Here is a 23,540-nt window from a genome sequence, read left to right as displayed (position 1 = left end):
CTGGGCTGGGCTGCTGGTGGTGCGGTCAGACGTAGCGGTGGACGCCGCCGCCGACGTCGAGTGCGGCACCGGTCATGTAGCTGTTGCGCGGCGACAGCAGTGTGGTGATGGGAAACGCGAGTTCGTCGGCGGAGCCGAAGCGGCCGAGCGCGATTCCGCGGTCGCGGGCGATCTCCGCGCTCCACGCGTCGAAGTCCGCGTCCGTGCCGCTCTCGGCGAAGCGGCGTTGCCACTGACCGGTGTCGATGAGGCCGAGGAGTACCGAGTTGACGCGGATGCCGTCGTCGGCGAGGTCACCGGCGAGCGACCGTGACAGGTTGAGCAGTGCCGCTCGTGCCGCCGCCGTTGCGGCCAGGCGCAGTTCGGGTTGCCGCGACAGGATTGCGTTGACCACCACCACCGATCCGGCGTCGGAGGCCGCGAGCGCCTTGCGGGCCGAGCGGATCACGTTGAGAGCACCGAAGATCTTGAGGTCGAACTCGCCGCGGATCTCGTCGTCGGTGGTCTCGTCGAGGGTGCGCATGAGAGATCGGCCGGCGTTGCACACCACACCGTCGATGCCGCCGAACTCCGCGACGGTCGCCTCGACGAAACCATCGACCGAGGCGCGGTCGGTGACGTCGCAGGTCGTGTAGACGACGTCGGTGCGGTCGGCCAGGTCTGCCGTCGCCTTCCGCAGCCGCTGCTCGTCACGGGCGCAGAGTGCCAGGCGGGCACCTTCGTCGGCGAGCATGCGTGCGGTGGCCAGGCCGATCCCCGAGCTGGCGCCGGTGATCAGAATACTGCGGCGCTCGAGCTGCAGATCCATGGCTTCTCCCTCGTCTGTGGTGGATGGTGTGGTGGTGAATGGTGGTCAGCGGAAGATGAATCCGCCGTCGACGACGATGGTCTGTCCGGTGACGAATGCCGCGTCGTCGGAGAGCAGGAACCGCACGACGCCGGCGACGTCGTCGGGCGTCTGTTCCCGTTTGAGGCAGCGCCCGTCGGCGTAGGTGCGGTAGCGCTCGTCGGGCACCCCTTCGGTGGCCTCGACGCGGATGAGCCCCGGTGCCACCGCGTTGACGCGGACGCCGTGCGGGCCGGCGTCGCGGGCCATCGAGCGGGTCATGCCGATGACCGCCGCTTTCGACGAGACGTAGTGCACCAGCCGCGGTGAGCCGTACATGGCCACATCGGAGGCGATGTTGACCACCGCGCCCTGTGCCGCCGACAGCAGCGGCCACAGGTACTTGGTGACCGACCAGGTGCCACGGACGTTGACGTCGGTGAGGCGGTCGAACTCGTCGTCGGCGAGCTCGAAGAAGGTTGCGCCGCCGACTCCGTCGGCGATGGCAGCGTTGTTCACCAGGCCGATGACGCGGTCGCCGTCGCGGTCGAGACGATCGGCCAGATCCCGCACCGAGGCGGTGTCGGCGATGTCGGTGACCAGTGCGGTGACGTCGAATCCGGCTGCGCTGAGCTGGTCTTCGGCGATGCGCGCTGTGTGCGCGTCGCGTTCGGCGATGACGACTCGATGGCCGTCGCGGCCGAAACGTTCGGCGATGCTGCGACCGAGGCCACGTCCGCCGCCGGTGACCACCACGGTGCCGTTCGTTGCGGGGCTCATCGGAGTCCTCCGACAAACTCGGTGATGAGCTCTGCTGCGGCGCCGGGCTGTTCCTGGATGGCGACGTGACCTGCATCAGCGATGACGTGCAGTTCGGCGGCGGGAATCCGGTCCGCGATCAGTCGGGATTCGTCGACGCCGGTGATCACGTCGTGTTCGCCGACCAGGACGAGCGTCGGGCAGGTGATACGAGTCAGCTCGGAGCCGAGGTCGGTGGCGGCCATGAACTCCGCGGCGGCCGCGAAGCCGGGCTGCCGAAGAGCTGCCATCGAGCGGCGAACCGATTCGGAGACAGCCGGATCGGCGCCCGGCGCGGTGAGCCGTGGGGCGCGCTCGACGGCGATGGCCGCCGCGCCCCGGTCGGTCAGTTCGGTGATCCGGGCGCGCATCGCGGCCGCCTTCGCCGGCGTCGTGCCCGACCCGCGAGTGCTGTCGGCGAGGATCAGCCCGGCGACCCGGTCGGGTCGGCGCAGCGCCACCGACATGGCGATCACCCCGCCCCAGGACGTGCCGAGCAGGACCACGGGACGTTCGGGTGAGACGCGGTCGATCACGGCGACGATCTCATCGACCACGTCGGATGAGGCGTCGGGGTCCGGCGAATCTCCGTACCCGGGGGCGTCGACACACCAGGACGCGATCCCGGCGGCGGCCAGCCGGTCGGCCAGTGGCGCACACGACGCCGCCGACCCACCGATGCCGTGCAGCATCACCACCACTTGCGCACAGCGGATCTCGCGGTGCGTCGGGTGCGCGACCACGTTCAAGCGGTCACCGGCCGTCGGCGACGTGGTGGGAGCCGGCGCGGTCATGAGGCACCGGCCATCGCGGGTGCACCGTAGAAGTAGTCGGCGTCGGCGGGGGTGACCAGCGCCTGCGCGCCGAGGTCGGGGATACCGGCCATCGCGGATCGGATGGTGGTGGTGGGCGGACCCGCGGTGCCCCAGGTATCCGACAGTTCGGGGGTGCGCCGCCAGGTGCGGCACAGCCAGGCGTCCTCGTCGATCTGGGCGACCTCGGAGGTGTATTCGCACACCAGACCGGCCGGGTCGGTGAAGTAGGAGAAGGTGTTGTCGCCGGGGCCGTGGCGGCCGGGTCCCCACTGGGGTGCGATGCCGTGCGCCTTGAGGCTGCCGATGCCGCGCATGAAGTGGTCCAGCGAGCCCATCTCGTAGGCGACGTGGTTGATGGACGGCCACGCCGCCTGGTTCAGGGCGATGACGTGGTGGTCGGAGTTGCAGCGCAGGAACGCCATCTGACGCTCGGACCAGTCCGAGATCCGCATGCCGAGGACTTGGGTGTAGAAGCGCGCCGTGCGTTCGATGTCGGTGGTGTTGAGCACCACGTGGGCGATCTTGCGGGGCACCGCGCGTCGTCCGGCGGGTTCCTGGTCGGAGACCGCGAAGGTGTCTGCGGACAGCTCGATCACGCGGCCTTCCGGGTCGACGAGCGCCAAGCCGTAGCCGCCGCCGGCGTCGTCGAGGGGCGCCGGTTCCCGCAGCAGCGGAACACCGATGCGGTCCAGCGCGCGGGCGGCGTCGTCCACCTCACGCGGGGTGGCGAGCGCAAAGCTGATGCCGCCGAGGCCGTTCACGTCGCCGCGGCGCAGATCCAGTACGTGGTGTTCGGTGCCGGTGGCCCGCAGCCAGAAGCGATCGGTGTCCTCGTCGACGGTGGTGAGTCCCCACACCTCGTGGTAGAAGTCCGCCGACGCGGCCGGGTCGGCGACGGTCAGCGCCACCGATCGCAGGCTGCGCAGTCGGCACACCGGCGCGTCGGCCAGGGTGGGCATCTGGGAGTAGAGCACGATGGTTCCTTCTCTAGAGGTCGAGGACGAGTTCGGCGGAGCGGCAGCGGGATACGCACGGGAACATGGTGGTGTTGGCCTCGTGTTCGGCGTCGCTGAGCAGGAAGTCGCGATGGTCGACGTCGCCCTTGATGATGCCGACCTCGCAAGTGCCGCAGATGCCTTCGGTGCAGGAGCTCGCGACGTCGACACCGGCGTCGAGCAGTGCGTCGAGCACCGAGATGTCCGGGCCGACCGGGATGCGTTGTCCGCTACGGTCGAGGACCACGTCGAAGGCGTTCTCGTCGCCGGCGGGAGCGGGTGCCACCGGTGCGGCGAATCGTTCGGTGCGCAGCGTGACGCCCTCGGGCACATGGGATGCCACCGCATCCAACAGCGGCGCCGGGCCGCAGCAGTAGACGACGGTGCCGGGGGTCGCGGCGCCGACGCTGGCGGCCAGGTCGGGCAGACCGCCGGTCTCGTCGTCGGCGTGGATGGTCGAGGCGTCATGTGCGGCAACCTCGTCGACGAACGCCATGGTGCGGCGTGATCGCCCCGCGTACAGCATCCGCCACGACTGCCCGTCCCGGTGCAGCCTGCGCATCATCGCCACGATCGGGGTGATGCCGACGCCCCCGGCGACGAGGATGTGTTCGTCGGCGTCGGGGTCGAGGGCGAACGCGTTGCGCGGCCCCTCGACCTCGATCTCCGCACCGACCGACAACCGGTCGTGGACCAGTGTGCTACCGCCCCGGGACTGTTCGGCCCGCAGCACCGCGACGGTCCAGCGCGTGGTGTCCTGCGGGTCCGAGCAGAGCGAGTACTCGCGGATGAGCCCGCCCGGGAGGTGCATTGCGATGTGTGCACCCGGTTCCCAGGTCGGCAACGCTGCGCCCGTCGGGTCGACGAGGCTGACGCTGGTGATGCCGTCGGCCTCCCACGTCTTCTGCTGGACGCGAAGGACTCTCGAGGTTCCTGCGCTCATCGTTGATCCTTTTCGGTAGGTGTTCGGTCGGTGCGGACGGGGTCAGCGGGTGACGCCGTACATCTCGGAGCTCGGCGGATAGGTGGGCAGTTCGGGCTTCTTGGCGCCGATGATCACGCAGAACAGCGCATCGGTGTCACCGACGTTGGCGAGGCTGCGCGGCACGCCCGCGGGTACGCGGATGAGGTCGCGGTAGCCCAGGCGGCGCACGGCCTTCTTGGTGCCGTCCTCGACGTCGTGCACGGCCACCTCGAGTTCCCCTTCGAGGACGAAGAACACCTCTTCGACGTCGTGATGGGTGTGCTCGGGGCCGACGGCGCCGACCGGCAGCCGCATGTTGGAGAAGGTGAAGTGCTCCGACGGGAGGGTGCGGTTGTCGCCCTCGTGGTTTCCGGTGGCGCCGGAACCGATGTAGCGGATCTGGGCACGCTTGAACCGGTCGCCGCCGGCGGCTGCCTGGAAGCCCAGGGTGTCCCAGTCCTCGTGGCGGGTCTCGCGGCTGGCGATGGCGGCGTCGATCTGCGCCTCGAGGTCGACGGTGGTCTTCTCGGGTGCGGTCATGGTGTGTCCTTTCGGGGTGGTGTTCTCGGCTGGCGGTGGTGAGACTGCGCTGGGGTCAGGCGACGTGCGCGACGGCTTCGATCTCGACGGTCGCGCCGTACGGCAGCGCGGCGACCTCGACGAACGAGCGGGCCGGCCGGGGTGCGGCGAAGACCTTCTCGTAGTGCCGATTCGCGGCGTCGCGCAGGGTGACGTCGGTGACGAAGTAGGTGGTCTTGACGACGTCGGACAGCGTCATGTCGATGGTCGCGAGTCGTTCGGTGAGGCGGGCGATCGCGGCGTCCAGCGCGGTCTCCACGCCGTCGACGGCCTGACCGTTCTCATCCACCGAGAGTGCGCCAGAGACGAATCCGAAGCCGGCCACCGCATAGGCGGGGCTGTAGGGGTGTGCGGATTCGGTGGCGGTGTCGACGGGAGCTGACATGGATGTATTCCTTTCAGTGGTACTGCAATCGGGAGATGCGGTCGGTTATCGGGGAGTTCCCCAGGCGATCGGGGATTCGCTGCGGTCGAGGTAGATGCTCTTCTGGTCGCAGTACTGGCGGACGGCGTCGCGGCCCTTCTCGGTGCCCAGGCCGCTGTCGCGCAGCCCGGTGAACGGGGTGGAGATGGAGAACTGCTTGTAGGTGTTGACCCACACGGTGCCGGCGTCCACGGCCTCGCCGACCCGCAGTGCGCGCCGGTAGTCCTCGGTCCAGATGCCGCAGGCCAATCCGTAGACGGTGTCGTTGGCCTGGGCGATCACGTCGGCCTCGTCGTCGAACGGTAGAACGACGGCGACTGGACCGAAGATCTCCTCGCGGCAGATGGTGTCGGCGTTGGTCACTCCGGCGAGCACGGTGGGTGGGTAGTAGTTGCCCTCGGCGAGGCGCGGGTCGTCGGGAATCGCTCCGCCGCAACGTACCCGGGCCCCGGCAGCGATGGCCTCGTCGACCATCGCGGCGACCGAGTCGCGGTGTGAGCGGGAGATCATCGGTGCGACGTCGGTGGCCGGGTCGGTGCCCACGCCCAGTCGCAACCGCGCGGCGCGTGCCACGAGTTGGTCGGTGAAGGAGCCGAAGATGCTGCGGTGCACAAAGATCCGTGATCCGGCGATGCAGCTCTGTCCGCTGGAGGAGAAGATGCCGAACAGGACACCCTGCAACGCGCGTTCGATGTCGGCGTCGTCGAAGACGATCGTCGGCGACTTGCCACCGAGTTCGAGAGTGATCGGCATCAGCTTGTCGGCGGCGACGTGGGCCAGGTGACGGCCGGTGGTGGTGCCGCCGGTGAAGCTGACCTTGGCGACCGACGGGTGGCGCACCAGTGCCTCCCCCACGGTGCGGCCGGGTCCGGGCAGGACCGACAGCACGCCGCGCGGCAGGCCGGCCTCCTCGCAGAGCCGCGCCAGCAGCAGGGTGACCCACGGCGCCCACACCGGCGGCTTGCTGACCACGGCGTTTCCGGCGGCGAGCGCCGGTGCGAGCTTTTGGGCGTCCGACGCGATGGGCGAGTTCCAGGGCGTGATGGCGCCGACGACTCCCATCGGGCGGTGCGTCGACAGTGTCATCCACGGTCCACGCGACGTCGTCATCGCACCGTCCATTGTTTCCAGCGCGGCGGCCATGTAGCGGAAGGTGTTGGCGGCGCTGCCGGCCAGCGCACGGGTCTCGGTCAGCGTCTTACCGGTGTCGAGGGTCTGCAGTGCGGCGATCCGGTCGGCGGCGGCGTCGATCGCGTTGCCGATCCGATGCAGCACGGCGGCCCGCTCATGCGGCAGCATCGTCGACCACCCGCTGGCGCGGGCCGCGGAAAGACCCTCGCGCACAGCGGTGTCGACGGTATCCGCCGTTGCCCCATGCAGCGTCGCGAAGACGCGGCCGGTGGAGGGATCGACCGATTCGATGAGGTCGCCGGTGCCGACCTCCCACCGCCCGGCCACGTAGATCCGGTCGGCCAGATCACGGGTGGCATCGATCCCGCGGGACACGAGGTCGGCGGTGTGGGGGCTACTCGTAACGAGCGACATGCTTGCGGTCCGTTCCAGCGGGTGAGTTTCAGGATTGTCAGCGCGTCGGCATTTATCTTTGCGCTAAGACATTTCTAAAGCCTTAGCGCTAAGAGGTCAAGGCCAGAAGTCCCAGGACAGACGTTTGTAACGCTCGTTTTACACGGCCGAAATGGTAGAGATGCAGGTCACACAGGGTGTGGCGCCGGTCACGGACGGGCGAGATTTTTTTGAGAAAAGTTGGTCAGCCGGCGGTGATCGGGTCAGATTCGCCCGGATCGAGACCGTCGCCGAGGACCGCGGACCGCGCCGACGACTCGAGCCCGCCGAGTAGACCGGCGAGTGCTTCGGCGTCCTCGTCGGACAGTCCGTCGAGCATCGTGCGCAGCTTCGCGAAGTGTTCGTCGGCGACGCGATCGACCAGCGCGGCACCCTCGGGGGTGAGTTCGACGTAGACCACCCGGGCGTCGTGCGGGTCCTTGGATCGGGTGACCAGGCCCGCGTCCTCGAGGCGCTTCACCCGTAGCGACAGCCCGCCGGTGGTGACCAGCGTCTGCTCCGCGAGCTGTCCGGCGGTCAGTCGGTGGTCCGGGACGGCCCGGCGCAGGCAGGCGAGCACGTCGAACCCGGCCTCGCTGATGTTGTGCTCCTCGAACGTCGTCGCGATGCGCGCGCGGTACACGAGGAAGCTGCGATGAAGTCGTCCGAAGACCTTCAGTGCCGACACGTCCAGTTCGGGTCGGGCGACCGCCCAGTGCGACACGATGACATCGACTCCGTCCATGATGGGTCGAGATTACCTGCCGGAACCGCGCCGGCCCGCCGGCCCGCCACCCACCCGGCCGCCACCCGGCAACGAAAAGCGCCCCAGAGAAGCTCCCTCCCCAGGGCGGCCGTCGACATCATGTCGATGAGTCGCCTGGAGCGGGTGCTTGTCTGGGGCGCTTTTCGGGGTGGGCGGTTTTCGGGGATGGGCAGAGCGGGTTCGCCCGCTGCGGCTCAGTGCGCTCCGACCGGGGAATGGCCCAGGAACTCCAGGATCGACTGGCGCCGACGCTGGTAGGTCTCCTCGAACTGGGCTTGCGGGTCGCGGGGGTTCTCGATGGTGATGATGTCCGCGACGGTGGCGGGGCGATGCGTCAGCAGCACCACGCGGTCGGCGAGCAGCAGCGCCTCGTCGACGTCGTGCGTGACGAACAGGATCGTCATCTGGGTCTGCGCCCAGACCGAGATCAGCAGCTGCTGCATGTCCAGGCGGGTCTGCGCGTCGAGCGCGCCGAACGGCTCGTCCATGAGCATCACCTGCGGTTCACATGCCAGGGTGCGGGCCAGCTGGACACGCTGACGCATGCCGCCGGACAGGTGGCTGGGCAGATGGTCGAGGTAGGAGCCCAGCCCGACCTGCTCCAGATACTGGGTCGCCGCCTTCTTCGCCTCGCGCCCCCGGACGCCGCGCAGCCCCAGCGGGAACTGCACGTTCTTCAGCGCCGTCCGCCACGGGAACAGCGCGTCCTCCTGGAACACCATCGCGCAGTGGGCGTCGTTACCGGTGATGGCGCGACCGTTCACGGTGGCCTCACCGCCCATCGGTGCGAGCAGCCCGGCCAGTGCCCGCAGGATGGTCGACTTGCCGCAGCCCGACGGCCCGAGGAAGACGACGACCTCGCCCGGTTCGATGTCGAGGGTGACGTTGGCGGCGATCTTGCCGTCGAAGCCCAGCTGCAGATGGTTGAGGTTGACCGCGGCACCGGCCCCGGCGCCGTAGACCGGGATGTCGGTGGTCGCCTTGGCCGCGGTCCGGGTGATCGTGTCGGTCCCGGTTGTGGTGCCGGAAGTCCTGGTGTCGGTCGATGTCATGGTGTCGGTCCTTCGAGTGTCGGTCGGGACGGTGTCGGTCGTGATGTCGGTCCTCATCGCGATGCCCGGGGCAGCCAGTGGTTGATGCGGCGACCGATCAGCTCGACGATCCAGGCGGTGATCAGTCCGAGCGCGCCGATCGAGAGCATGCCGACGACCACCCCGGCGTAGTCGAGCAGTCCGTAGGACTGCCAGGTGTAGTAGCCGATGCCGTACTGGCCGGAGATCATCTCGGCGCTGACCACACAGATCCAGGCGACGCCCATCGCGACGGAGAGTCCGGCGAAGATGCCGGGCATGGCACCCGGCAGCACGACGCTGCGCAGGATGGTCCACCGGTCGGCACCCATCGTCTTGGCCGCCTCTTCCCACACCTTCGGCAGCGAGTCCATCGCGTGGATGGTGCTGACCAGCACCGGGAAGAACGCGGCGAAGAAGGTGATGAAGACGATGCCCTGCTCGCTGGACGGGAACAGCAGGATGGTCAGCGGGACCAGCGCGATCGCGGGAATCGGGCGCACCATCTCGATGAAGGGCCGCAACGTCTTCCGCGCGAACTCGGATCGCCCGATCAGCATGCCGAGGGCGATGCCGACGATGGCGGCGAGCGCGAATCCGACGAGGATTCGCTGCAGGCTGGCGAACAGGTCGGCGTAGTAGCCGCTGCTGCCCAGTCGCTCGACGAATCTGTCGAGGACCGCTCCCGGGGTGGGCATCCGGTTGAACCGCAGCCAGGCGACCACCTCGTTGGCGGTGAGCAGATACCAGACCACCACGAACGCGACGATCGGGATCAGCGGCAGGCCGATCGCCATCGCGGTGCGACGCAGTCTCGCCGACGACCGGCTCGTGCCGCCGGGCTGCCCGTTCGCGTCCTCGGCGATGGGCGATGCGGCGCTTCCCTGTGTGGCGACGGCGGGGTCATGATCGGCGATCGGCCGATCCTGGGTGGGTGCCATGTGCGCCATGGTGGTTCTCCTTTCACGGAATCCGGGTCGGGCCGGATCCGAGTGGGTGGGGCAGGTGGGTTGGGTTCGGACTCAGGTGGTGGACCGCGACTGCGACACGGCGCTCTCGTAGGAGACCTCGGTCAGGCCGGGATGGGTCTGCTGGTACTTCGCGGCGCCGTCCTTCGTCGCGAAGGGCAGATAGCGCTGCGACGGCGGCGCGCCGAGGTCGGCGAGCCAGGTGGCGTGGGAGGCGAAGAGCTTGGTCGCGGTGACGGCGTCGGGCACGTAGGCAGCGCGGACGTCGGTCGTGGTGTCGGCCATCCGCCGCAATGCGCAGCTCGGGGTGGCCGCGACCGTGGTCGTCTGCTGTCCGGCGAACCAGACCTCGGATGCCGTCGCCGGATCGGAGACCGGCAGCCCGCACAGGTCGTCGGTGCCGCTCAGCCGGCTCGGGTTGTCGACGTCGGCGGCCTTGGCCGCGTAGTCGGGTCCGTACAGCTTGCGGAGGTAGTCGGTGTCGGTGAACTTCGTGATGTCGAAGTCCGCGGCGACCGCGCCTCGGCCGACGAGGTACTTCTTCACCTGCTCGAGCGCCGGGCCGAACTGCTCTTTGATGGTCGGATCGAACGAGACCAGACCATTCGGTCCGTTGTAGAGGTACACCACCTCCGGCTCGATCCCGGTGATCGCGCTGACCCGCAGCGCGGCCTGCATCGGGTTCGCGGTGATGTAGTCCGTCGTCTGCCGCAAGGCCTGCATGAACGCCGTCATCACCTCCGGGTGCTCGTCGGCGAACTGGTCCCGCGCGACGACGCCATGGAATGTCGGGACCCCGTTGTCGCCTCCGTCGTAGAGCAGGTGGCCCTGATTGCGGAAGATCACCAGCTGCGGCCACGGCACGAACTGGGCGAAGGCGTCCACCTGCTTGCCCTCGATCGCGGCGGCGCCGATCGACGGGTCCTGGTTGGCGACGTGGACGTCCTCCTTGCTGATGCCGGCCTGTTGCAGGGCGGTGGAGAGCATCCCGTCTCCCGCGGAACCAAGGCTCGTGGACACGGACTTGCCGCGCAGATCCTCCAGGTCGGTGGCCGCCGAGCCGTTCGGCACCACGACCTGGTTCAGCGAACCGCGCAGGTTGTAGCCGGTGGTGGCGATGAAGTCGGTCTTGGCGTCGTCGTATTTCTTGGTCTTCGACCCATTGGTCAGCAGCGGGTAGTCGCCCATCGAGCCGATGTCGACATGCGAGGCGATCATCGCCGCCGTGAGAGGTGCGCCCGACGAGAAGTCCTGCCACACCACGCGATAGTGCTTGCCGGACTTCTGACCCGCCTCGTCGAGCGCGTCCTCGAAGGCCTCCCGGTCACGCATGAGGGTGCCGGCGTTGACCGTGTTGATCGTCTTCGACTGGTAGCCGACGTTGACGACGACGGCATCGGAGTCGAACATCCCACAACCGGTGAGTGCAGAACTCAACGCGACGGCCGCCGTGGTCGCGGCCATCGCGACGCGGACGCGGCTGCGCTGACGTGTCGACGTCCGGCGGGTGCTGCGCGAGGTGGTGTTCTTGGGCATGACTCAAGAGTCGAAGCAAACTGTTACATCTTCGCGACTCACCGTTGCATCACCGTTAAGCCACCTGGTCAGAGGCTTGCCGGTCCACCCGCCTCTACCGAGGCCAGCACAGCTGTTCCAGGAGTCGTTGCAGCACAGATGTTTCGGACCGACACGGCTGCTGTGTTGATCCGCCACAAGGTCGACGAAGGCCCGAATTGCCCATAACGCCACCATGGTCGCAGGGTCGTCGCGAGCGCCCGTGGGACACTGGAACCCATGAACGACCGCACGACGACGACCGACGGCGACGACGCCCCGGTCACCGAGCCCGACTACCGGTTCACGCTGGCCAACGAACGCACCTTCCTCGCGTGGCAGCGAACGTCTCTGGGTCTGCTCGCGGCGTCGGTGGCGGTGCTCCAGTTCCTTCCGGACCCGGCCAATCCGGTCATCCGTTACGGTCTCGGTGGTCTGCTGGGTGTCCTCGCGATCATCACCGCGGCAGGTGGACTGCACCGTTGGCGTAGCAACGACTACGCGATGCGTCGCGACCTCCCACTCCCCCGACCACATGTCGTCACCTACGTGACCGTGGTGCTGATCGCGATCGCTTCGATCGCGGTGGTCATGGCGATCGTGTCCGCTGTGACCCACGGATGACCGCGCATCATCCGCCCGCCGATCCGGGCCTGCAGCCGGAGCGTACGCATCTCGCCTGGACCCGCACGTCGCTGGCCGTTCTCGCCAACGGGGTGCTGGTCGCCGGAAGGGATGTGCTCAGTCATCCGGACGCATGGAGTGCGGTGCGCTGGGTTGCCGCGGCGATGGCGGCGCTCCTGGCCATCGCCGTGTACCTGATCGGGCGGCGACGGACGCGGGTGCTGTCACGACGTCCGTTGCAGTACCCGATCTCGGACCCGCGGTTGATCATGGCGACGGGTGGTGGCGTGATCGCCCTCGCCGCGCTGCTCATCATCACCGCCACCCTCTGACCTGCAGCGATCCTCCGACAGACAAAGGCCCGGGCACCGATCACAGGGATCGATGCCCGGGCCTTGCTCGTAGGGACGGTGAGACGCTCAGGTGTCCCCGATTGCTCCCGAAAGGCGGGTGTGCAGCGCCTGTGACGCCGCGTTGAGCCCGACGAAACGGACGGCCGTACCGTGCTCGCGGTATTTCTCCCGGATGACGTCGAGGGTCGCGACGGTCGTGGCATCCCACACGTGCGACGCCGAGAAGTCGATGATCACCAGGGGCGGGTCGTCGGCGTAGGCGAAGCGGTCGACGAGCCCGTGGCTCGACGCGAAGAACAGGTCGCCGGTGACCCGGTACGTTCGGACCGGCCCGGACTCGTCGCCATCCGGCACCTCGACGTCGCCATCAATCGAGGCACGGCCCGCTGCCCGCGCGACGAACAGCACCATCGCGCAGAGCACACCGACGATCACCCCGTAAGCCAGGTTGTGTGTCGCGACGGTCACCGCGACCGTGGCCAGCATGGTGACCGATTCGCCGATCGGCATGCGACGCAACGTCGTCGGGGATATCGACTGCCAGTCCATCGTGGCGGCGGAGACCATCACCATGACAGCGACGAGCGCGGCCATCGGGATCGCGGCAAGGGCCGGGCTGAAGAACAGCACGAGGCACAGCAGAGCACCACCCGCGACGAATGTCGAGACACGGGTCCGCCCACCGCTCTTCACGTTCATCATCGTCTGCCCGATCATCGCGCAGCCACCCATGCCACCGAAGAACCCCGTGACGAGGTTGCCGACGCCCTGGCCCCAGCTCTCGCGTTTCAGGTCCGACGGGGTATCGGTGAGCTCGTCGACGAGCTTGGCGGTGATCAACGACTCGAGCAGTCCGACCAGCGCCACTGCGAGTGCGTACGGGAAGATGATCCGCAGCGTCTCGAGGGTCATCGGGACGCCGGGTATCCCCAGCGTGGGCATGTCCGAGGACACCTGCCCCTCATCACCGACCCGCGGGACGCCGATGGCGAACACCACCGCGATCACGGTGAGGATGGCCGTGGCGACCAGCGGCGCGGGTATGACGTTCGTGATCTTGGGTAGCAAGACCATCATGATCAGACCCGCTGCCGTCATCGGATACACCAGCCACGGCACCCCGATCAGATGCGGGAGTTGTGCGGTGAAGATGAGGATTGCCAGCGCGTTGACGAAGCCCGTCATCACGCTGTGGGGGATGTACCGCATCAGCTTCGCCACTCCCAGCATCGACATCGCCACCTGCAGGACCCCGGCCAGGATGACGGTCGCGATGAGGTAGTCGACGCCGTGGTCGTGAACCACGGGGGCCACCACCAGGGCAACCGAACCTGCTGCCGCCGAGATCATGGCCGGCCGGCCGCCGACCACGGCGATGGTCATCGCGAAGATGAAGGAGGTGAACAGGCCGACAGCAGGTCCGACGCCGGCGATCAACGAGAAGGAGATCGTCTCGGGGATCAGGGCGAGCGCGGTCACCAGTCCCGCGAAGACCTCGGTCCGCAGCAGCCGCGGACTGCGCAGGGCCGTCATCGTCGACGACCGGCGGACCCCCGCGACGGATCGCACCACCGCCGACGACATCTGGGTCCGCACGTCAGGGCGTGGGCGGGTGTCAACACTCATCAGGTCTCCTCTCGGGTGGTCGACGCCGGCCGACACGGCGCGAGCACACAGGCTCCGGTCGTGGCGACCGGCGCCTGCGTGCTCGCTCGTGTGCTAGACCGTCACGACCTCGGCGCGTTCTGGGACGAAGTCGAGCGGCGCGCCGGGCGGGATCAGTTCCTCCCGCTCGACGGACTCGTCGTGCTCGCGGATGATCCGGTGCGCATGCTGCATGACCCACCACCGGACGAAGGTCTGGTTGACCGGTTCACGTTCCTTCGGGTCCTCCAGCAGGTTGATGATCCGGGCGAAGCCGAGGGGGATCTCCGGATCGTGGAAGTGCTGCTGACGGACGAAGCTGATCTTGAACTGGGACCATTTGACCGCGTGGAGTTCGTCGTTGAGCCACACCATGCAGCCTTCACGAGCGGATTCCTCTGCGCCGAGAAAGAAATCGCGCTGATCGATGCCGTCGATCTGACGGTCGTCCGGGGTGTCGCAACCCGCGAAACGCAGCAACGTGGTGAACATGTCGGTGACATGGACCATCTCGTTGCTCTCCCGCGCGGCCACCTGCCCGGGCCACCGGATGATCGCCGGAGTCCGGATCCCGCCCTCGGCGGAGCTGAAGTACGAGCCGTCGAAGAAGCCGGCGGTACCCCGTCCGGCGAGATGGTCTTCGGGTCCGTTGTCACCGGCGAACACGACGATGGTGTTGTCGGCGATGCCGAGTTCGTCGAGTTTGTCGAGGAGGCTCTGGAAGTCGGCGTCGAGCATGAGTAATGCGTCGCCCCATGCGCCGTTGCTGCTCTTGCCGCGGAACTCCTCACGGACCTCGATCGGGAAGTGCAGCAGCGAGTGGTTGTGATAGAGGAAGAACGGCTTGTCCTCGGCCACACTGCGTTCCATGAATTCCTTGGCGCGCCGATCGTATTCGGCGTCCATCCGACCCTTCAGTTCGACGGTGAGCTGTTCGTCGGTGGTACGGACACCGCCGGACTTGGTCCCGTCATACATGTACGACCAGCCGTCACGTTCACCGGAGTACCAGGGATCATCGGGCCACAGGCATTCGTCGTAGGTGCGTGCCGGTCCGTACCATTCGTCGAACCCGTGATCGGTCGGCCAGCGGCCGTCTTCAGCCCCGATGTGCCACTTGCCGTAGCAGGCGGTCGCGTAGCCGGCGTCGGACAGGATGTCTCCCATGGTGCGTTCCCACGCGACGATGCCGCCCGCGTTGCCACCCAATGCGATCGTGTGGTTGCCGGATCGGATCGGATACCGACCGGTCATCAGTGCGGAACGCGTTGGGGTGCACTGCGGTTCGACCACAAAATGCGACAGCTTGAGACTCTCCTGTGCGAAGGAGTCGATGTTCTTGGTGTCGGCGCCGCGCAGGATGCCGCCGCCGTAGCAGCCGAGCTCCCCCAGCCCGAGATTGTCGACGTGAAAGTACACGATGTTGGGTTGTGCGCTTGATGCGGGCATGGCTATGCCTCACTTCCTTTCTGTTGGTGACACTTTGGGGTATGGCTTGGACAGGCGCCGACAGTTATCGGCACCTTGGTGGGAGTGGTATGTCAGATGTCGGCCGGGTCGCCCTCCGACACCCTGACTCTCGGGTTGACGGAGACCAGCGACAGCCGATCTCCGCGGTAGCGAACGGATTCCAGGTCGAACGGGGTGCCGTCCTCCAGATACGACAGTCGATGCAGTAGGAGCACGGGCTCGCCGATCCGGATGTCGAGCAGCCGGGCGGTGCCCTTGTCGGCGGCGACGGCCTCGACGGTGTTCTCGGCCTGGCCGAGTCGGACGCCGAGCTTGTCCTCGAGGAGCCGGAAGACGTCCTCGTCGGCCAGGTTGGCACCGTCGAGGGCGTCGATGGCCTCGGGCCGCAACGAGGTGGTGTCCAGTGAGAGCGGAACGTTGGCCACCGACCGCAGACGCTCGATGAACAAGATCGGGCTGCCCTCGGGGATCTGCAGCTTGTCGGCGACCGACGGCGTGGCCGTCGACTCACGGGCCGAGAGCACCTTGTTCTGGACCGTCAGCTGATGTCCGGCAAGCGATTCCGCGAGACCTTCGAGCCGATCGATGCGCTGCCTGAGCTTGGCGCCGGTCACGAACGTGCCGGCCCCCTGGACCCGCGTGATGAGCCCTTCGGCCCGCATCAGGTCCAGTGCCTCGCGGATCGCGTTGCGGCTGACACCCCACTCCTTGGCCAGCTCGTTCTCCGGCGGCAGCATGGGTCGAGGCGCAGCGAGTCCGCCGAACGCTCCGTCGAGGATTTGGGTCCGCAGGACGTCGCGCACCCAACGCGCCGCGTCCTCGCGGGTTCCCGCGTACTTGGGCATCGGTGGGCGCGGGAAGTCCTTCGGGGGAATCCGTGGCCGTGATGTCATGGTCCTACCTTCCCTCGCGAACATTCCCGCTGATTTGCCTGGGAATTATCCCCCAGTTACGCCACCCGAAACAGCAGGAATGCGCTGGCCAGGCCGTTTCCGGTGGCGCAGGTGGTCGAGAAACGCCACCCGCTGATCGAGTAGTCCCGAACCCGCCACCCCCCACCCGCTGATCGAGTAGTCCCGAACCCGCCACCCCCCACCCGCTGATCGAGTAGCTCCGAGCCGCTAGGCGAGGAGCGTATCGAGATCACCGCACCGGGTTTCGATACGCGACTCACTCCGTTCGCCGCCACTCCACCAACAGGTGGCACACACACCACGACGCCCCCTTCGCCGGCGAGTGTGGCGAAGGGTGCGCTGATTTCGGTGGACGCAACCACTCAGATGTCGAGGAACCTCTCGTCGCCGGCGTTGCGGGTGATGAAGCTGCGACGCGCCTCGACGTCCTCGCCCATCAGGATCGAGAAGAGTTCGTCGGCGATGGCGGCATCGGTGAGGGTGAGTTGCCGTAGCACGCGGGCCGCAGGGTCCATCGTCGTCTCCCAGAGTTCCTTGGCGTTCATCTCGCCGAGACCTTTGTAGCGTTGAATACCGCTGTCCCGATCGATTCTTCGACCCGCAGATCGTCCTCGTTCGAGCAGCAGATCACGCTCCCGGTCGGAGTAGGCGTATTCCGGTTGTGTCTTTTGCCATTTCAGCTTGTACAGCGGAGGTTGTGCCAGGTAGACGTGCCCGTGTTCGATCAGCGGACGCATGAAACGGAACAGGAGCGTCAGCAGCAGCGTCGAGATGTGCTGACCGTCGACGTCGGCGTCGGCCATCAGCACGATCTTGTGGTAGCGCAGCCTGGTGATGTCGAACTCGTTGTGGATACCGGTGCCGAAGGCGGTGATGATCGACTGCACCTCGGTGTTCTTCAGCACCCGGTCGATGCGTGCCTTCTCGACGTTGATGATCTTGCCGCGGATCGGCAGGATCGCCTGATACATCGAGTCACGACCGGACTTCGCCGAGCCTCCGGCGGAATCGCCTTCCACGATGAAGATCTCGGAACGCTCGGCGTCATTGCTGCGGCAGTCCGCCAGCTTTCCGGGAAGACCGCCGAGGCTACCGGCGGTCTTGCGGCGCACCAGCTCCCGCGCCCGGCGTGCGGCCATTCGCGCCTGCGCCGACGACGCGGACTTGCTGACGATCGTCTTGCCCTCGGCCGGATGTGCGTCGAACCAGTCGGTGAGCCGTTCGTGGCATACCTTCTGCACGAACGACCGGATCTCGCTGTTGCCGAGACGGGTCTTCGTCTGGCCCTCGAACTGCGGATCGGCGACCTTCACCGAGACCACTGCCGCGAGCCCTTCGCGGATGTCATCGCCGGACAGGTTGGGGTCCTTGTCCTTCAGCACCTTGGAAGCCCGGGCATGCCGGTTGACGACTGCGGTGAGCGCCGCCCGGAAGCCTTCCTCGTGCACGCCGCCCTCGGGGGTGTTGATGGTGTTGGCGAAGGTGTGGACGGATTCGGCATAGCCATCGTTCCACTGCAGCGCCACTTCGACCTCGTAGCCGGTTCCGGTTCCGGTGTAGCCGATGACGGTCGGATGAAGGGGCTGCTTCGTCCGGTTGATGTGGCCGACGAACTCACGCAGGCCGCCGGGATAGTGGTAACGACGGGGCTGCTCGTCGGTTCGGTTGTCGGACAGGAGGATCTCGAGGCCGCTGTTGAGAAAGGCCATTTCCTGCAGCCTCCGGGCAACGGTTTCCACATCGAGATGAACCGTCTCGAAGATATCGGGGTCCGGCCAGAACCTGACTGTCGTGCCGGTCTCCGCGGTGGGCTCGCCACGACGCAGCGTGCCGGGGACAGAGTGATCGTAGGTCTGGTACCAGCGGTGGCCGTCGCGGGCGACCTCGACCTCGAGTCTCGTGGACAACGCGTTGACCACCGATACCCCCACGCCGTGCAGGCCGCCGGAGACCGCGTAGGCACCGCCGTCGGCCTCGAACTTGCCACCCGCGTGCAGCTGGGTCATCACGACGTCGACGGTCGGTATCCCGCTGGCGTGCATGTCGACCGGAATGCCGCGGCCGTTGTCGGTGACCTCGGCGCCGCCATCCGCGAGGAGCCGCACGCTGACCCGGGTGGCGTGACCGGCCATCGCCTCATCCACGCCGTTGTCGATCACCTCCCACAGCATGTGGTGCAGTCCGCGGCTGCCGGTGGAACCGATGTACATGCCGGGACGTTTCCGGACGACGTCGAGCCCTTCGAGGATGGTGATGGAGTCGGCGCCGTATCCGGCGGCGGTGGTGGTCATCGGGCGTCGCCTTCACGGATGATGCACCGGAATCCGATGTGTCCGGTCGACGCGTCATCGGTGTGTCCCTGCCGTGCGGCCGGCCGGTACCGGTTGCAGTAGTTCGGCGCACAGAGGTGCGATCCACCCTTCACCACGCGCCGCGGATACCTCCCGCCGTCGTCGACCCTGTTCTGCTGGACCGGGTTACGTGGGATACAGCAGCTGCTCGCCGGTGCGACGTTCTTGTCCCCGGCGGCGTGGCCAGGGGTGTGATGATCGCAGGCCCACTCCCACACGTTGCCTGCCATGTCGAACAGGCCGTAGCCATTTGGACGGTATCGCCCGACCGGCGAGGTTCCCGCGTAACCATCGGTTTCCAGATTCTGCCAAGGGAATTGGCCCTGCCACACGTTGCCGCCGGGGCGCCCATGCGGTTCGTCGTGGTCGCCCCAGACATACCGGGCGCGGTCGAGACCTCCGCGTGCCGCGAACTCCCATTCCGCCTCCGTCGGAATCGCCTTGCCCGCCCACTCGGCATAGGCGCACGCATCGAGGTAGGAGACATGGGTGACCGGATGGTGATTCCGCTCGCCCAGGTTGCTCCCCGGGCCTTCGGGATGGCGCCAGCTCGCGTGGGGCACATACGACCACCAGCGGCGGTAATCGTCGAGCGGCACCGGTCCGGACGGCGGCGTGAAGACCATCGATCCTGGCACGAGCAGTCCCGGATCGGCATCCGGGAAATCGGCAGGGTCGGGCTCGCATTCGGCAGTGGTGAGATGGCCGGTCGCCTTCACGAACCGGCGGAACTGGGCGACGGTGACCGGGTGGGTGTCCATCCAGAAACCGTCGACCGACACCTGATGGACCGGGCGCTCCTCCGGATAGAAATCCTCGGAGCCCATCCAGTAGGTGCCGCCCGGAACCCAGGTCATCCCCTTGCGCGCGGCGGGTGCCTGCGGCTGCGTCAACAACATGCGCCCATGCTGCCAAGGGAAATGCCCTTCGGCGTTTTACACAGTGTTACGCCACCTGGCTGCACCTCGAAACTCCAGGCAGCGGGGCCGGCGGCGGCGAAATCGGTCCCGTTACGCCACCGACGTCGGAGGCGTCACCTACTCTGTCCGCACCTCACCTTGTCAGTGAGCCCACCCCGGAAGGCATCCGGCGGCGCCCCAACCCAGCTGCGGGGTGACTTCAGACGGCCGGAGTAGCCCCGCCGGATCAGCCCGGTGCACCAGCAGGCGTGGGGAAGCCACCCGCGTGCAACACCATCGCCGGGAGCCGGCGGTCGAAGACGTGCTCGAGCCACTCCCCGGCCTCCTTGAGCGATGATGCGTCGAGACCGTGGGAGATCCCGGAGCGATCCAGGGCGTAGACGAGGTCTTCGGTGGCGATGTTGCCGGTCGCGTTGGGTGCGAACGGGCATCCGCCGATGCCCCCGAGACTGGCGTCGAGGATGCTCACCCCGGACTCGACCGCGGCCAGTGCATTCGCGATGCCGCAGCTGCGGGTGTCGTGGAAGTGGGCCCGCAGCGGCAGGCCCTGCGGCACCAGATCGGCTGCGACGGCGAAGCGTTCGCGGACATCTTTCGGCACCGCCACTCCGATGGTGTCGGCCAAGGACAGTTCCGTGGGGGGTTCATCCAGCACGCGCTCGAGGATGGATCGGAGCCGCGTCACGGGTACCTCACCCTCGAACGGGCAGCCGAACGCGACGGCGATGGTCAGGTTGGCCGTGATCCCGGCGGTTCGCGCGGTCCGTGCGATTCGCCGCCAGATCTCCACGCCGCCGTCGACATCGGTGCCCTGATTGCGCCCGCTGAACGTGTCCGTGCAGTGAACGACGGCATTGATCTCGGTGACCCCGGCCGCGATCGCCCGGTCCAGCCCGCGCTCGTTGAGCACCAGAGCGCTGTAGGTGATGCCGTCGTTCGTGGGCAGCAGGCCCACCAGGTCTTCGGCGTCGGCCATCGCAGGCACTTTTCTCGGATGGACGAAGCTCGTCACCTCGACGTTACGAGCACCGAATCGCACTGCGCGCTGCACCAATTCGAGCTTTTGACCGGTGGACAGCTCCACCTTTTCGTTCTGCAGTCCGTCCCGAGGCGCGACCTCGACGATGGTGACCTCATGAATGATCGGGTCTGCCACGCTCATGAGGTCACCTTACCGAAGGCACGGGCCCGCGCTCGCCGCCAGCTCACCCATCCCAGCGGGCGGATTCAGATTCGAAATCTCATCAACATCCGTTGAGCTTCGAGGATGCATAATTCACCCAGGAGGAGCGACATCCGCCCATCCACCAACCACGCGAGATGAGGCCAGACGCGTGCCACCGACCACAAAAGGCCGCCGGACCGAAGCGGCATTTCTCGACGCGGCGCGTCGGACCTTCGCCGAGAAGGGCTACCTCAACACCAAGATCTCGGACATCGCGCAGGCCGCCGGACGGTCGGCCGGTTCGTTCTACAACTACTACGACAACAAGGAGCAACTGCTCGAAGCGCTTCTCGACCAGTTCACAGCCGAAGTCGTCGAGGGTTCGCTGAGCAGCAAATCCCCCGATCCCGAGTCCGGTGTGCGCGCTGCTGTGTCCGCATACTGGACCACTTACAAGAAGTACCTGCCAGAGATGATCGGCCTGTTCCAGATGTCGATGCTCGACGACAGCTACCGTCGACGATGGCAAGAGAATCGGGCCTCGGGCATACGACAGATTGTGGTCGGCCTGCACAGCGCCGACCACGCGGGATATCGCATCGGCCTCCCGCTGGATGCTCTGGCATCGGCCCTCGTGTCCACGCTGGAATCGAATTGTTGGACGTGGCTGGCGGCCGGCGGGGATCGCGACGTGGCACGCCCCGATGACGACACGGCGATCGACGTACTCACCGCAATCTGGTATCGCACCGTGTACGGTACGCGGACCGCAAGCTGATCTGATCCACGGCGGCCATCTGCATTCACATCCCGCGAACGCATAGATTGACTCCTATGAAGGCAGTCGATTCGCCGGTGCCGCGGCAGGAAAAGCGACGTATCGGCTTCGTCGTGTTCGATGGCGTGAAGATGCTCGACTTCTCCGGACCGGCGGACGTCTTCGTGGAGGCCAACCAGTTCGGCGGTGATTACGAGGTCGTGGTCATGTCGCCGAGCGGCGGCGACGTGACCACCTCGATAGGTGTGCGTGTGAGCACCGAACGGGTCACGGACTCAGGGTATTTCGACACCGTCGTGGTCGCCGGCAGCGAGATGGCGCCACCACTGTTCGTCACGGCCGAACTGGTGGCGGCGGTGTCGGATCTGGCGTCGCGTAGCCGGCGGGTCGCATCGGTGTGCACCGGTTCGTTCGTGCTCGCCGAGGCGGGGCTGCTCGATGGTCGGTCGGCGACCACCCACTGGAAATTCACCGCCGACCTCGCCCATCGCTATCCCGGCATCCGGGTGGACCCGGATGCCATCTATGTGCGCGACGGATGCCTCTACACCTCGGCGGGTGTGGTCGCCGGCATCGATCTGAGTCTGGCGCTGGTGGAAGAGGATCACGACGCCGAGGTGGCGCGGCAGACCGCGCAGGGATTGCTCGTGTACATGCAACGCGGCGGTGGGCAGTCGCAGTTCTCATCGTCACTGTCCGGGCCGACACCGCGGACGAGTCTGGTGCGCAAGGTGACCGACCACATCCACGGCAACCTGCACATCGGGCACACGGTTGCGGGTCTCGCAGCACACGCGAACGTCAGTGCCCGTCAACTGACCCGGCTGTTCCGCGAGGAACTCGGCACCACGCCGGCGGGATACGTCGCCGACGCCCGGTTCGCGATGGCGCGGGACAGGTTGCACGCCGGATTCACGGTGACGGCCGCGGCGCACGCCGCCCGCTACGGCAGCTCCGAGGTGATGCGACGGGCATTCGTCGCGCGCATCGGCATCTCGCCGCGCAAATATCAGCAGCGGTTCTCCTCCACCCGAATGGTCGCCGTCTGACCGTCTCCCCACGGCATGTCGCAAATCGGGGTATTTGTGTCGCAGCCGGTGGGACCGTTCCCGACGATCCGGGCGCACACTGAACGTGCCGGTCATCCCCTCATCCCCCGCGAAGGAGCGCCCATGCCCACCATCACCACATCGGACGGTGTCGAAATCTTCTACAAGGACTGGGGCAGCGGCCAGCCGATCGTGTTCAGTCACGGCTGGCCACTGTCGTCCGATGACTGGGACACCCAGATGATGTTCTTCCTCCAGCACGGCTACCGCGTCGTGGCGCATGACCGCCGCGGTCACGGCCGTTCCACCCAGGTCGCCGACGGCCACGACATGGACCACTACGCCGACGATCTGGCGGCCGTTGTCACGCACCTGGATCTGTCTGACGCGATTCACGTCGGGCACTCGACCGGTGGCGGCGAGGTGGCCCACTATCTGGCCCGCCACGGCCAGGATCGTGCGGCCAAGGCGGTGCTGATCAGTTCGGTGCCGCCCATCATGGTCAAAACCGACGCCAACCCGGGCGGGATCCCCAAGGAGGCGTTCGACGACATCCAGGTGCAGGTGGCCACCCGGCGTGCCGACTTCTTCCGGACCTTCGCCGAGGGCCCGTTCTACGGTTACAACCGCGACGGCGCCGAGCCGTCCGAAGGGGTCATCGCCAACTGGTGGCGCCAGGGCATGATGGGCGGCGTCAAGGCCCACCACGACGGCGTGGTCGCCTTCTCGCAAACCGATTTCACCGACGACCTCACGAAGATCACCATCCCGGCACTGGTGCTGCACGGCGAGGACGACCAAGTGGTGCCGTATGAGAACACCGGCGTGCGCTCGGCCGAACTGCTGCCGAACAGCACGCTCAAGACCTACCCCGGATTCCCGCACGGGATGCCGACCACCGAGGCGGCGACGATCAACGCCGACATGCTGGAGTTCTTCCAGAGCTGATG

General features: G+C 67.1%; 23 protein-coding genes. 5 read left to right on the top strand and 18 right to left on the bottom strand.

Translation table 11 applies throughout. From position 1 onward, the window contains the following. Positions 1–25 precede the first annotated feature (25 nt). The 12 genes from AC4AMJ_RS26695 to AC4AMJ_RS26640 all read right to left on the bottom strand — a co-directional run bounded on the left by AC4AMJ_RS26695 (position 26) and on the right by AC4AMJ_RS26640 (position 11,304). The gene (locus tag AC4AMJ_RS26695) at positions 26–808 is read right to left on the bottom strand and encodes an SDR family oxidoreductase (RefSeq protein ID WP_489915923.1); all 783 of its coding nucleotides are present in this window, start codon (positions 806–808) and stop codon (positions 26–28) included. A 45-nt stretch (positions 809–853) separates the two neighbouring features. Beyond that, positions 854–1,606, bottom strand: coding sequence for an SDR family NAD(P)-dependent oxidoreductase (locus AC4AMJ_RS26690; RefSeq protein ID WP_489915921.1), 753 nt, complete (start codon positions 1,604–1,606; stop codon positions 854–856). Continuing rightward, a complete protein-coding gene (locus AC4AMJ_RS26685; protein ID WP_489915919.1) occupies positions 1,603–2,418 on the bottom strand; it encodes an alpha/beta fold hydrolase in 816 nt (271 codons plus the stop codon). The genes AC4AMJ_RS26690 and AC4AMJ_RS26685 overlap by 4 nt, the downstream gene beginning before the upstream one ends. After that, complete coding sequence (locus tag AC4AMJ_RS26680; RefSeq protein WP_489918519.1) at positions 2,415–3,398, bottom strand: VOC family protein; 984 nt, start codon at positions 3,396–3,398, stop codon at positions 2,415–2,417. Before AC4AMJ_RS26680 ends, AC4AMJ_RS26685 begins: the two co-directional genes overlap by 4 nt. A 28-nt stretch (positions 3,399–3,426) precedes the next feature. Continuing rightward, complete coding sequence (locus tag AC4AMJ_RS26675; RefSeq protein WP_489915917.1) at positions 3,427–4,377, bottom strand: PDR/VanB family oxidoreductase; 951 nt, start codon at positions 4,375–4,377, stop codon at positions 3,427–3,429. A 42-nt stretch (positions 4,378–4,419) separates the two neighbouring features. Continuing rightward, a complete protein-coding gene (locus AC4AMJ_RS26670) occupies positions 4,420–4,938 on the bottom strand; it encodes a cupin domain-containing protein (protein WP_489915915.1) in 519 nt (172 codons plus the stop codon). Positions 4,939–4,993: 55 nt separating this feature from the next. After that, a complete protein-coding gene (locus AC4AMJ_RS26665) occupies positions 4,994–5,362 on the bottom strand; it encodes a RidA family protein (protein WP_489898172.1) in 369 nt (122 codons plus the stop codon). 45 nt (positions 5,363–5,407) lie between these two features. Beyond that, on the bottom strand, positions 5,408–6,946 hold the full coding sequence (locus AC4AMJ_RS26660; protein ID WP_489898173.1) for an aldehyde dehydrogenase: 1,539 nt from the start codon (positions 6,944–6,946) through the stop codon (positions 5,408–5,410). 223 nt (positions 6,947–7,169) lie between these two features. After that, positions 7,170–7,709 carry a MarR family winged helix-turn-helix transcriptional regulator gene (locus AC4AMJ_RS26655; RefSeq protein WP_489915913.1) on the bottom strand — a complete coding sequence of 180 codons (540 nt, stop codon included), beginning with the start codon at positions 7,707–7,709 and terminating at the stop codon, positions 7,170–7,172. A gap of 215 nt (positions 7,710–7,924) precedes the next feature. Further along, the gene (locus AC4AMJ_RS26650; RefSeq protein ID WP_489898175.1) at positions 7,925–8,782 is read right to left on the bottom strand and encodes an ABC transporter ATP-binding protein; all 858 of its coding nucleotides are present in this window, start codon (positions 8,780–8,782) and stop codon (positions 7,925–7,927) included. A 53-nt stretch (positions 8,783–8,835) separates the two neighbouring features. Further along, positions 8,836–9,750, bottom strand: coding sequence for an ABC transporter permease (locus AC4AMJ_RS26645; protein WP_489898176.1), 915 nt, complete (start codon positions 9,748–9,750; stop codon positions 8,836–8,838). Between the two features lie 72 nt (positions 9,751–9,822). Continuing rightward, the gene (locus tag AC4AMJ_RS26640; protein ID WP_489915911.1) at positions 9,823–11,304 is read right to left on the bottom strand and encodes an ABC transporter substrate-binding protein; all 1,482 of its coding nucleotides are present in this window, start codon (positions 11,302–11,304) and stop codon (positions 9,823–9,825) included. A 258-nt stretch (positions 11,305–11,562) separates the two neighbouring features. On the opposite strand from AC4AMJ_RS26640, the gene AC4AMJ_RS26635 reads away from it, so the two are divergent. Together AC4AMJ_RS26635 and AC4AMJ_RS26630 are read left to right on the top strand one after the other, a co-directional pair. Then, positions 11,563–11,946, top strand: a complete 384-nt coding sequence (locus AC4AMJ_RS26635; protein ID WP_489915909.1) for a YidH family protein — start codon at positions 11,563–11,565, stop codon at positions 11,944–11,946. Beyond that, positions 11,943–12,278, top strand: a complete 336-nt coding sequence (locus tag AC4AMJ_RS26630) for a DUF202 domain-containing protein (RefSeq protein WP_489898179.1) — start codon at positions 11,943–11,945, stop codon at positions 12,276–12,278. Before AC4AMJ_RS26635 ends, AC4AMJ_RS26630 begins: the two co-directional genes overlap by 4 nt. A gap of 87 nt (positions 12,279–12,365) precedes the next feature. Here AC4AMJ_RS26630 and AC4AMJ_RS26625 read toward each other — a convergent pair whose 3' ends face one another. The 6 genes from AC4AMJ_RS26625 to AC4AMJ_RS26600 all read right to left on the bottom strand — a co-directional run bounded on the left by AC4AMJ_RS26625 (position 12,366) and on the right by AC4AMJ_RS26600 (position 20,760). Next, positions 12,366–13,883, bottom strand: coding sequence for a SulP family inorganic anion transporter (locus AC4AMJ_RS26625; protein WP_489918518.1), 1,518 nt, complete (start codon positions 13,881–13,883; stop codon positions 12,366–12,368). Between the two features lie 135 nt (positions 13,884–14,018). Next, a complete protein-coding gene (locus AC4AMJ_RS26620; protein ID WP_489898180.1) occupies positions 14,019–15,392 on the bottom strand; it encodes an arylsulfatase in 1,374 nt (457 codons plus the stop codon). A 92-nt stretch (positions 15,393–15,484) separates the two neighbouring features. Beyond that, the gene (locus AC4AMJ_RS26615; RefSeq protein WP_489918517.1) at positions 15,485–16,258 is read right to left on the bottom strand and encodes a GntR family transcriptional regulator; all 774 of its coding nucleotides are present in this window, start codon (positions 16,256–16,258) and stop codon (positions 15,485–15,487) included. Between the two features lie 431 nt (positions 16,259–16,689). After that, positions 16,690–18,618, bottom strand: a complete 1,929-nt coding sequence (gyrB, locus tag AC4AMJ_RS26610) for a DNA topoisomerase (ATP-hydrolyzing) subunit B (RefSeq protein ID WP_489915907.1) — start codon at positions 18,616–18,618, stop codon at positions 16,690–16,692. Then, the gene (locus AC4AMJ_RS26605) at positions 18,615–19,577 is read right to left on the bottom strand and encodes a formylglycine-generating enzyme family protein (protein ID WP_489915905.1); all 963 of its coding nucleotides are present in this window, start codon (positions 19,575–19,577) and stop codon (positions 18,615–18,617) included. The genes gyrB and AC4AMJ_RS26605 overlap by 4 nt, the downstream gene beginning before the upstream one ends. A gap of 247 nt (positions 19,578–19,824) precedes the next feature. Further along, entirely contained in the window at positions 19,825–20,760 is a 936-nt protein-coding gene (locus AC4AMJ_RS26600; RefSeq protein WP_489915903.1) for a hydroxymethylglutaryl-CoA lyase, read from the bottom strand. 172 nt (positions 20,761–20,932) lie between these two features. On the opposite strand from AC4AMJ_RS26600, the gene AC4AMJ_RS26595 reads away from it, so the two are divergent. The 3 genes from AC4AMJ_RS26595 (at position 20,933) to AC4AMJ_RS26585 (ending at position 23,538) form a co-directional block, all read left to right on the top strand. Then, positions 20,933–21,541, top strand: a complete 609-nt coding sequence (locus tag AC4AMJ_RS26595; protein WP_489898184.1) for a TetR/AcrR family transcriptional regulator — start codon at positions 20,933–20,935, stop codon at positions 21,539–21,541. Positions 21,542–21,597: 56 nt separating this feature from the next. Continuing rightward, the gene (locus AC4AMJ_RS26590) at positions 21,598–22,590 is read left to right on the top strand and encodes a GlxA family transcriptional regulator (protein WP_489915901.1); all 993 of its coding nucleotides are present in this window, start codon (positions 21,598–21,600) and stop codon (positions 22,588–22,590) included. Positions 22,591–22,713: 123 nt separating this feature from the next. After that, positions 22,714–23,538 (top strand): alpha/beta fold hydrolase, encoded by an 825-nt coding sequence (locus AC4AMJ_RS26585; RefSeq protein WP_489898186.1) that lies wholly within the window; start codon positions 22,714–22,716, stop codon positions 23,536–23,538. The last annotated feature ends 2 nt before the right edge of the window (positions 23,539–23,540 follow it).

This window comes from Gordonia sp. LMA484 (genome assembly GCF_058129505.1).
Note: the sequence above shows the minus strand (reverse complement) of the source record. Positions and strands in the feature narration are given on the sequence as shown.

Bases quoted from the DNA above. Each gene is read 5' to 3' on its own strand.
- AC4AMJ_RS26640 (WP_489915911.1), bottom strand. From the start codon at position 11,304: ATGCCCAAGAACACCACCTCGCGCAGCACCCGCCGGACGTCGACACGT.
- AC4AMJ_RS26620 (WP_489898180.1), bottom strand. From the start codon at position 15,392: ATGCCCGCATCAAGCGCACAACCCAACATCGTGTACTTTCACGTCGAC.
- AC4AMJ_RS26585 (WP_489898186.1), top strand. From the start codon at position 22,714: ATGCCCACCATCACCACATCGGACGGTGTCGAAATCTTCTACAAGGAC.
- AC4AMJ_RS26685 (WP_489915919.1), bottom strand. From the start codon at position 2,418: ATGACCGCGCCGGCTCCCACCACGTCGCCGACGGCCGGTGACCGCTTG.
- AC4AMJ_RS26600 (WP_489915903.1), bottom strand. From the start codon at position 20,760: ATGAGCGTGGCAGACCCGATCATTCATGAGGTCACCATCGTCGAGGTC.
- gyrB (WP_489915907.1), bottom strand. From the start codon at position 18,618: ATGACCACCACCGCCGCCGGATACGGCGCCGACTCCATCACCATCCTC.
- AC4AMJ_RS26655 (WP_489915913.1), bottom strand. From the start codon at position 7,709: ATGGACGGAGTCGATGTCATCGTGTCGCACTGGGCGGTCGCCCGACCC.
- AC4AMJ_RS26615 (WP_489918517.1), bottom strand. From the start codon at position 16,258: ATGCCCAAGTACGCGGGAACCCGCGAGGACGCGGCGCGTTGGGTGCGC.
- AC4AMJ_RS26625 (WP_489918518.1), bottom strand. From the start codon at position 13,883: ATGTCGTCGGCGGTGGTGCGATCCGTCGCGGGGGTCCGCCGGTCGTCG.
- AC4AMJ_RS26695 (WP_489915923.1), bottom strand. From the start codon at position 808: ATGGATCTGCAGCTCGAGCGCCGCAGTATTCTGATCACCGGCGCCAGC.
- AC4AMJ_RS26660 (WP_489898173.1), bottom strand. From the start codon at position 6,946: ATGTCGCTCGTTACGAGTAGCCCCCACACCGCCGACCTCGTGTCCCGC.
- AC4AMJ_RS26670 (WP_489915915.1), bottom strand. From the start codon at position 4,938: ATGACCGCACCCGAGAAGACCACCGTCGACCTCGAGGCGCAGATCGAC.
- AC4AMJ_RS26605 (WP_489915905.1), bottom strand. From the start codon at position 19,577: ATGTTGTTGACGCAGCCGCAGGCACCCGCCGCGCGCAAGGGGATGACC.
- AC4AMJ_RS26690 (WP_489915921.1), bottom strand. From the start codon at position 1,606: ATGAGCCCCGCAACGAACGGCACCGTGGTGGTCACCGGCGGCGGACGT.
- AC4AMJ_RS26665 (WP_489898172.1), bottom strand. From the start codon at position 5,362: ATGTCAGCTCCCGTCGACACCGCCACCGAATCCGCACACCCCTACAGC.
- AC4AMJ_RS26680 (WP_489918519.1), bottom strand. From the start codon at position 3,398: ATGCCCACCCTGGCCGACGCGCCGGTGTGCCGACTGCGCAGCCTGCGA.
- AC4AMJ_RS26590 (WP_489915901.1), top strand. From the start codon at position 21,598: ATGAAGGCAGTCGATTCGCCGGTGCCGCGGCAGGAAAAGCGACGTATC.
- AC4AMJ_RS26635 (WP_489915909.1), top strand. From the start codon at position 11,563: ATGAACGACCGCACGACGACGACCGACGGCGACGACGCCCCGGTCACC.
- AC4AMJ_RS26650 (WP_489898175.1), bottom strand. From the start codon at position 8,782: ATGACATCGACCGACACCAGGACTTCCGGCACCACAACCGGGACCGAC.
- AC4AMJ_RS26630 (WP_489898179.1), top strand. From the start codon at position 11,943: ATGACCGCGCATCATCCGCCCGCCGATCCGGGCCTGCAGCCGGAGCGT.
- AC4AMJ_RS26675 (WP_489915917.1), bottom strand. From the start codon at position 4,377: ATGAGCGCAGGAACCTCGAGAGTCCTTCGCGTCCAGCAGAAGACGTGG.
- AC4AMJ_RS26645 (WP_489898176.1), bottom strand. From the start codon at position 9,750: ATGGCGCACATGGCACCCACCCAGGATCGGCCGATCGCCGATCATGAC.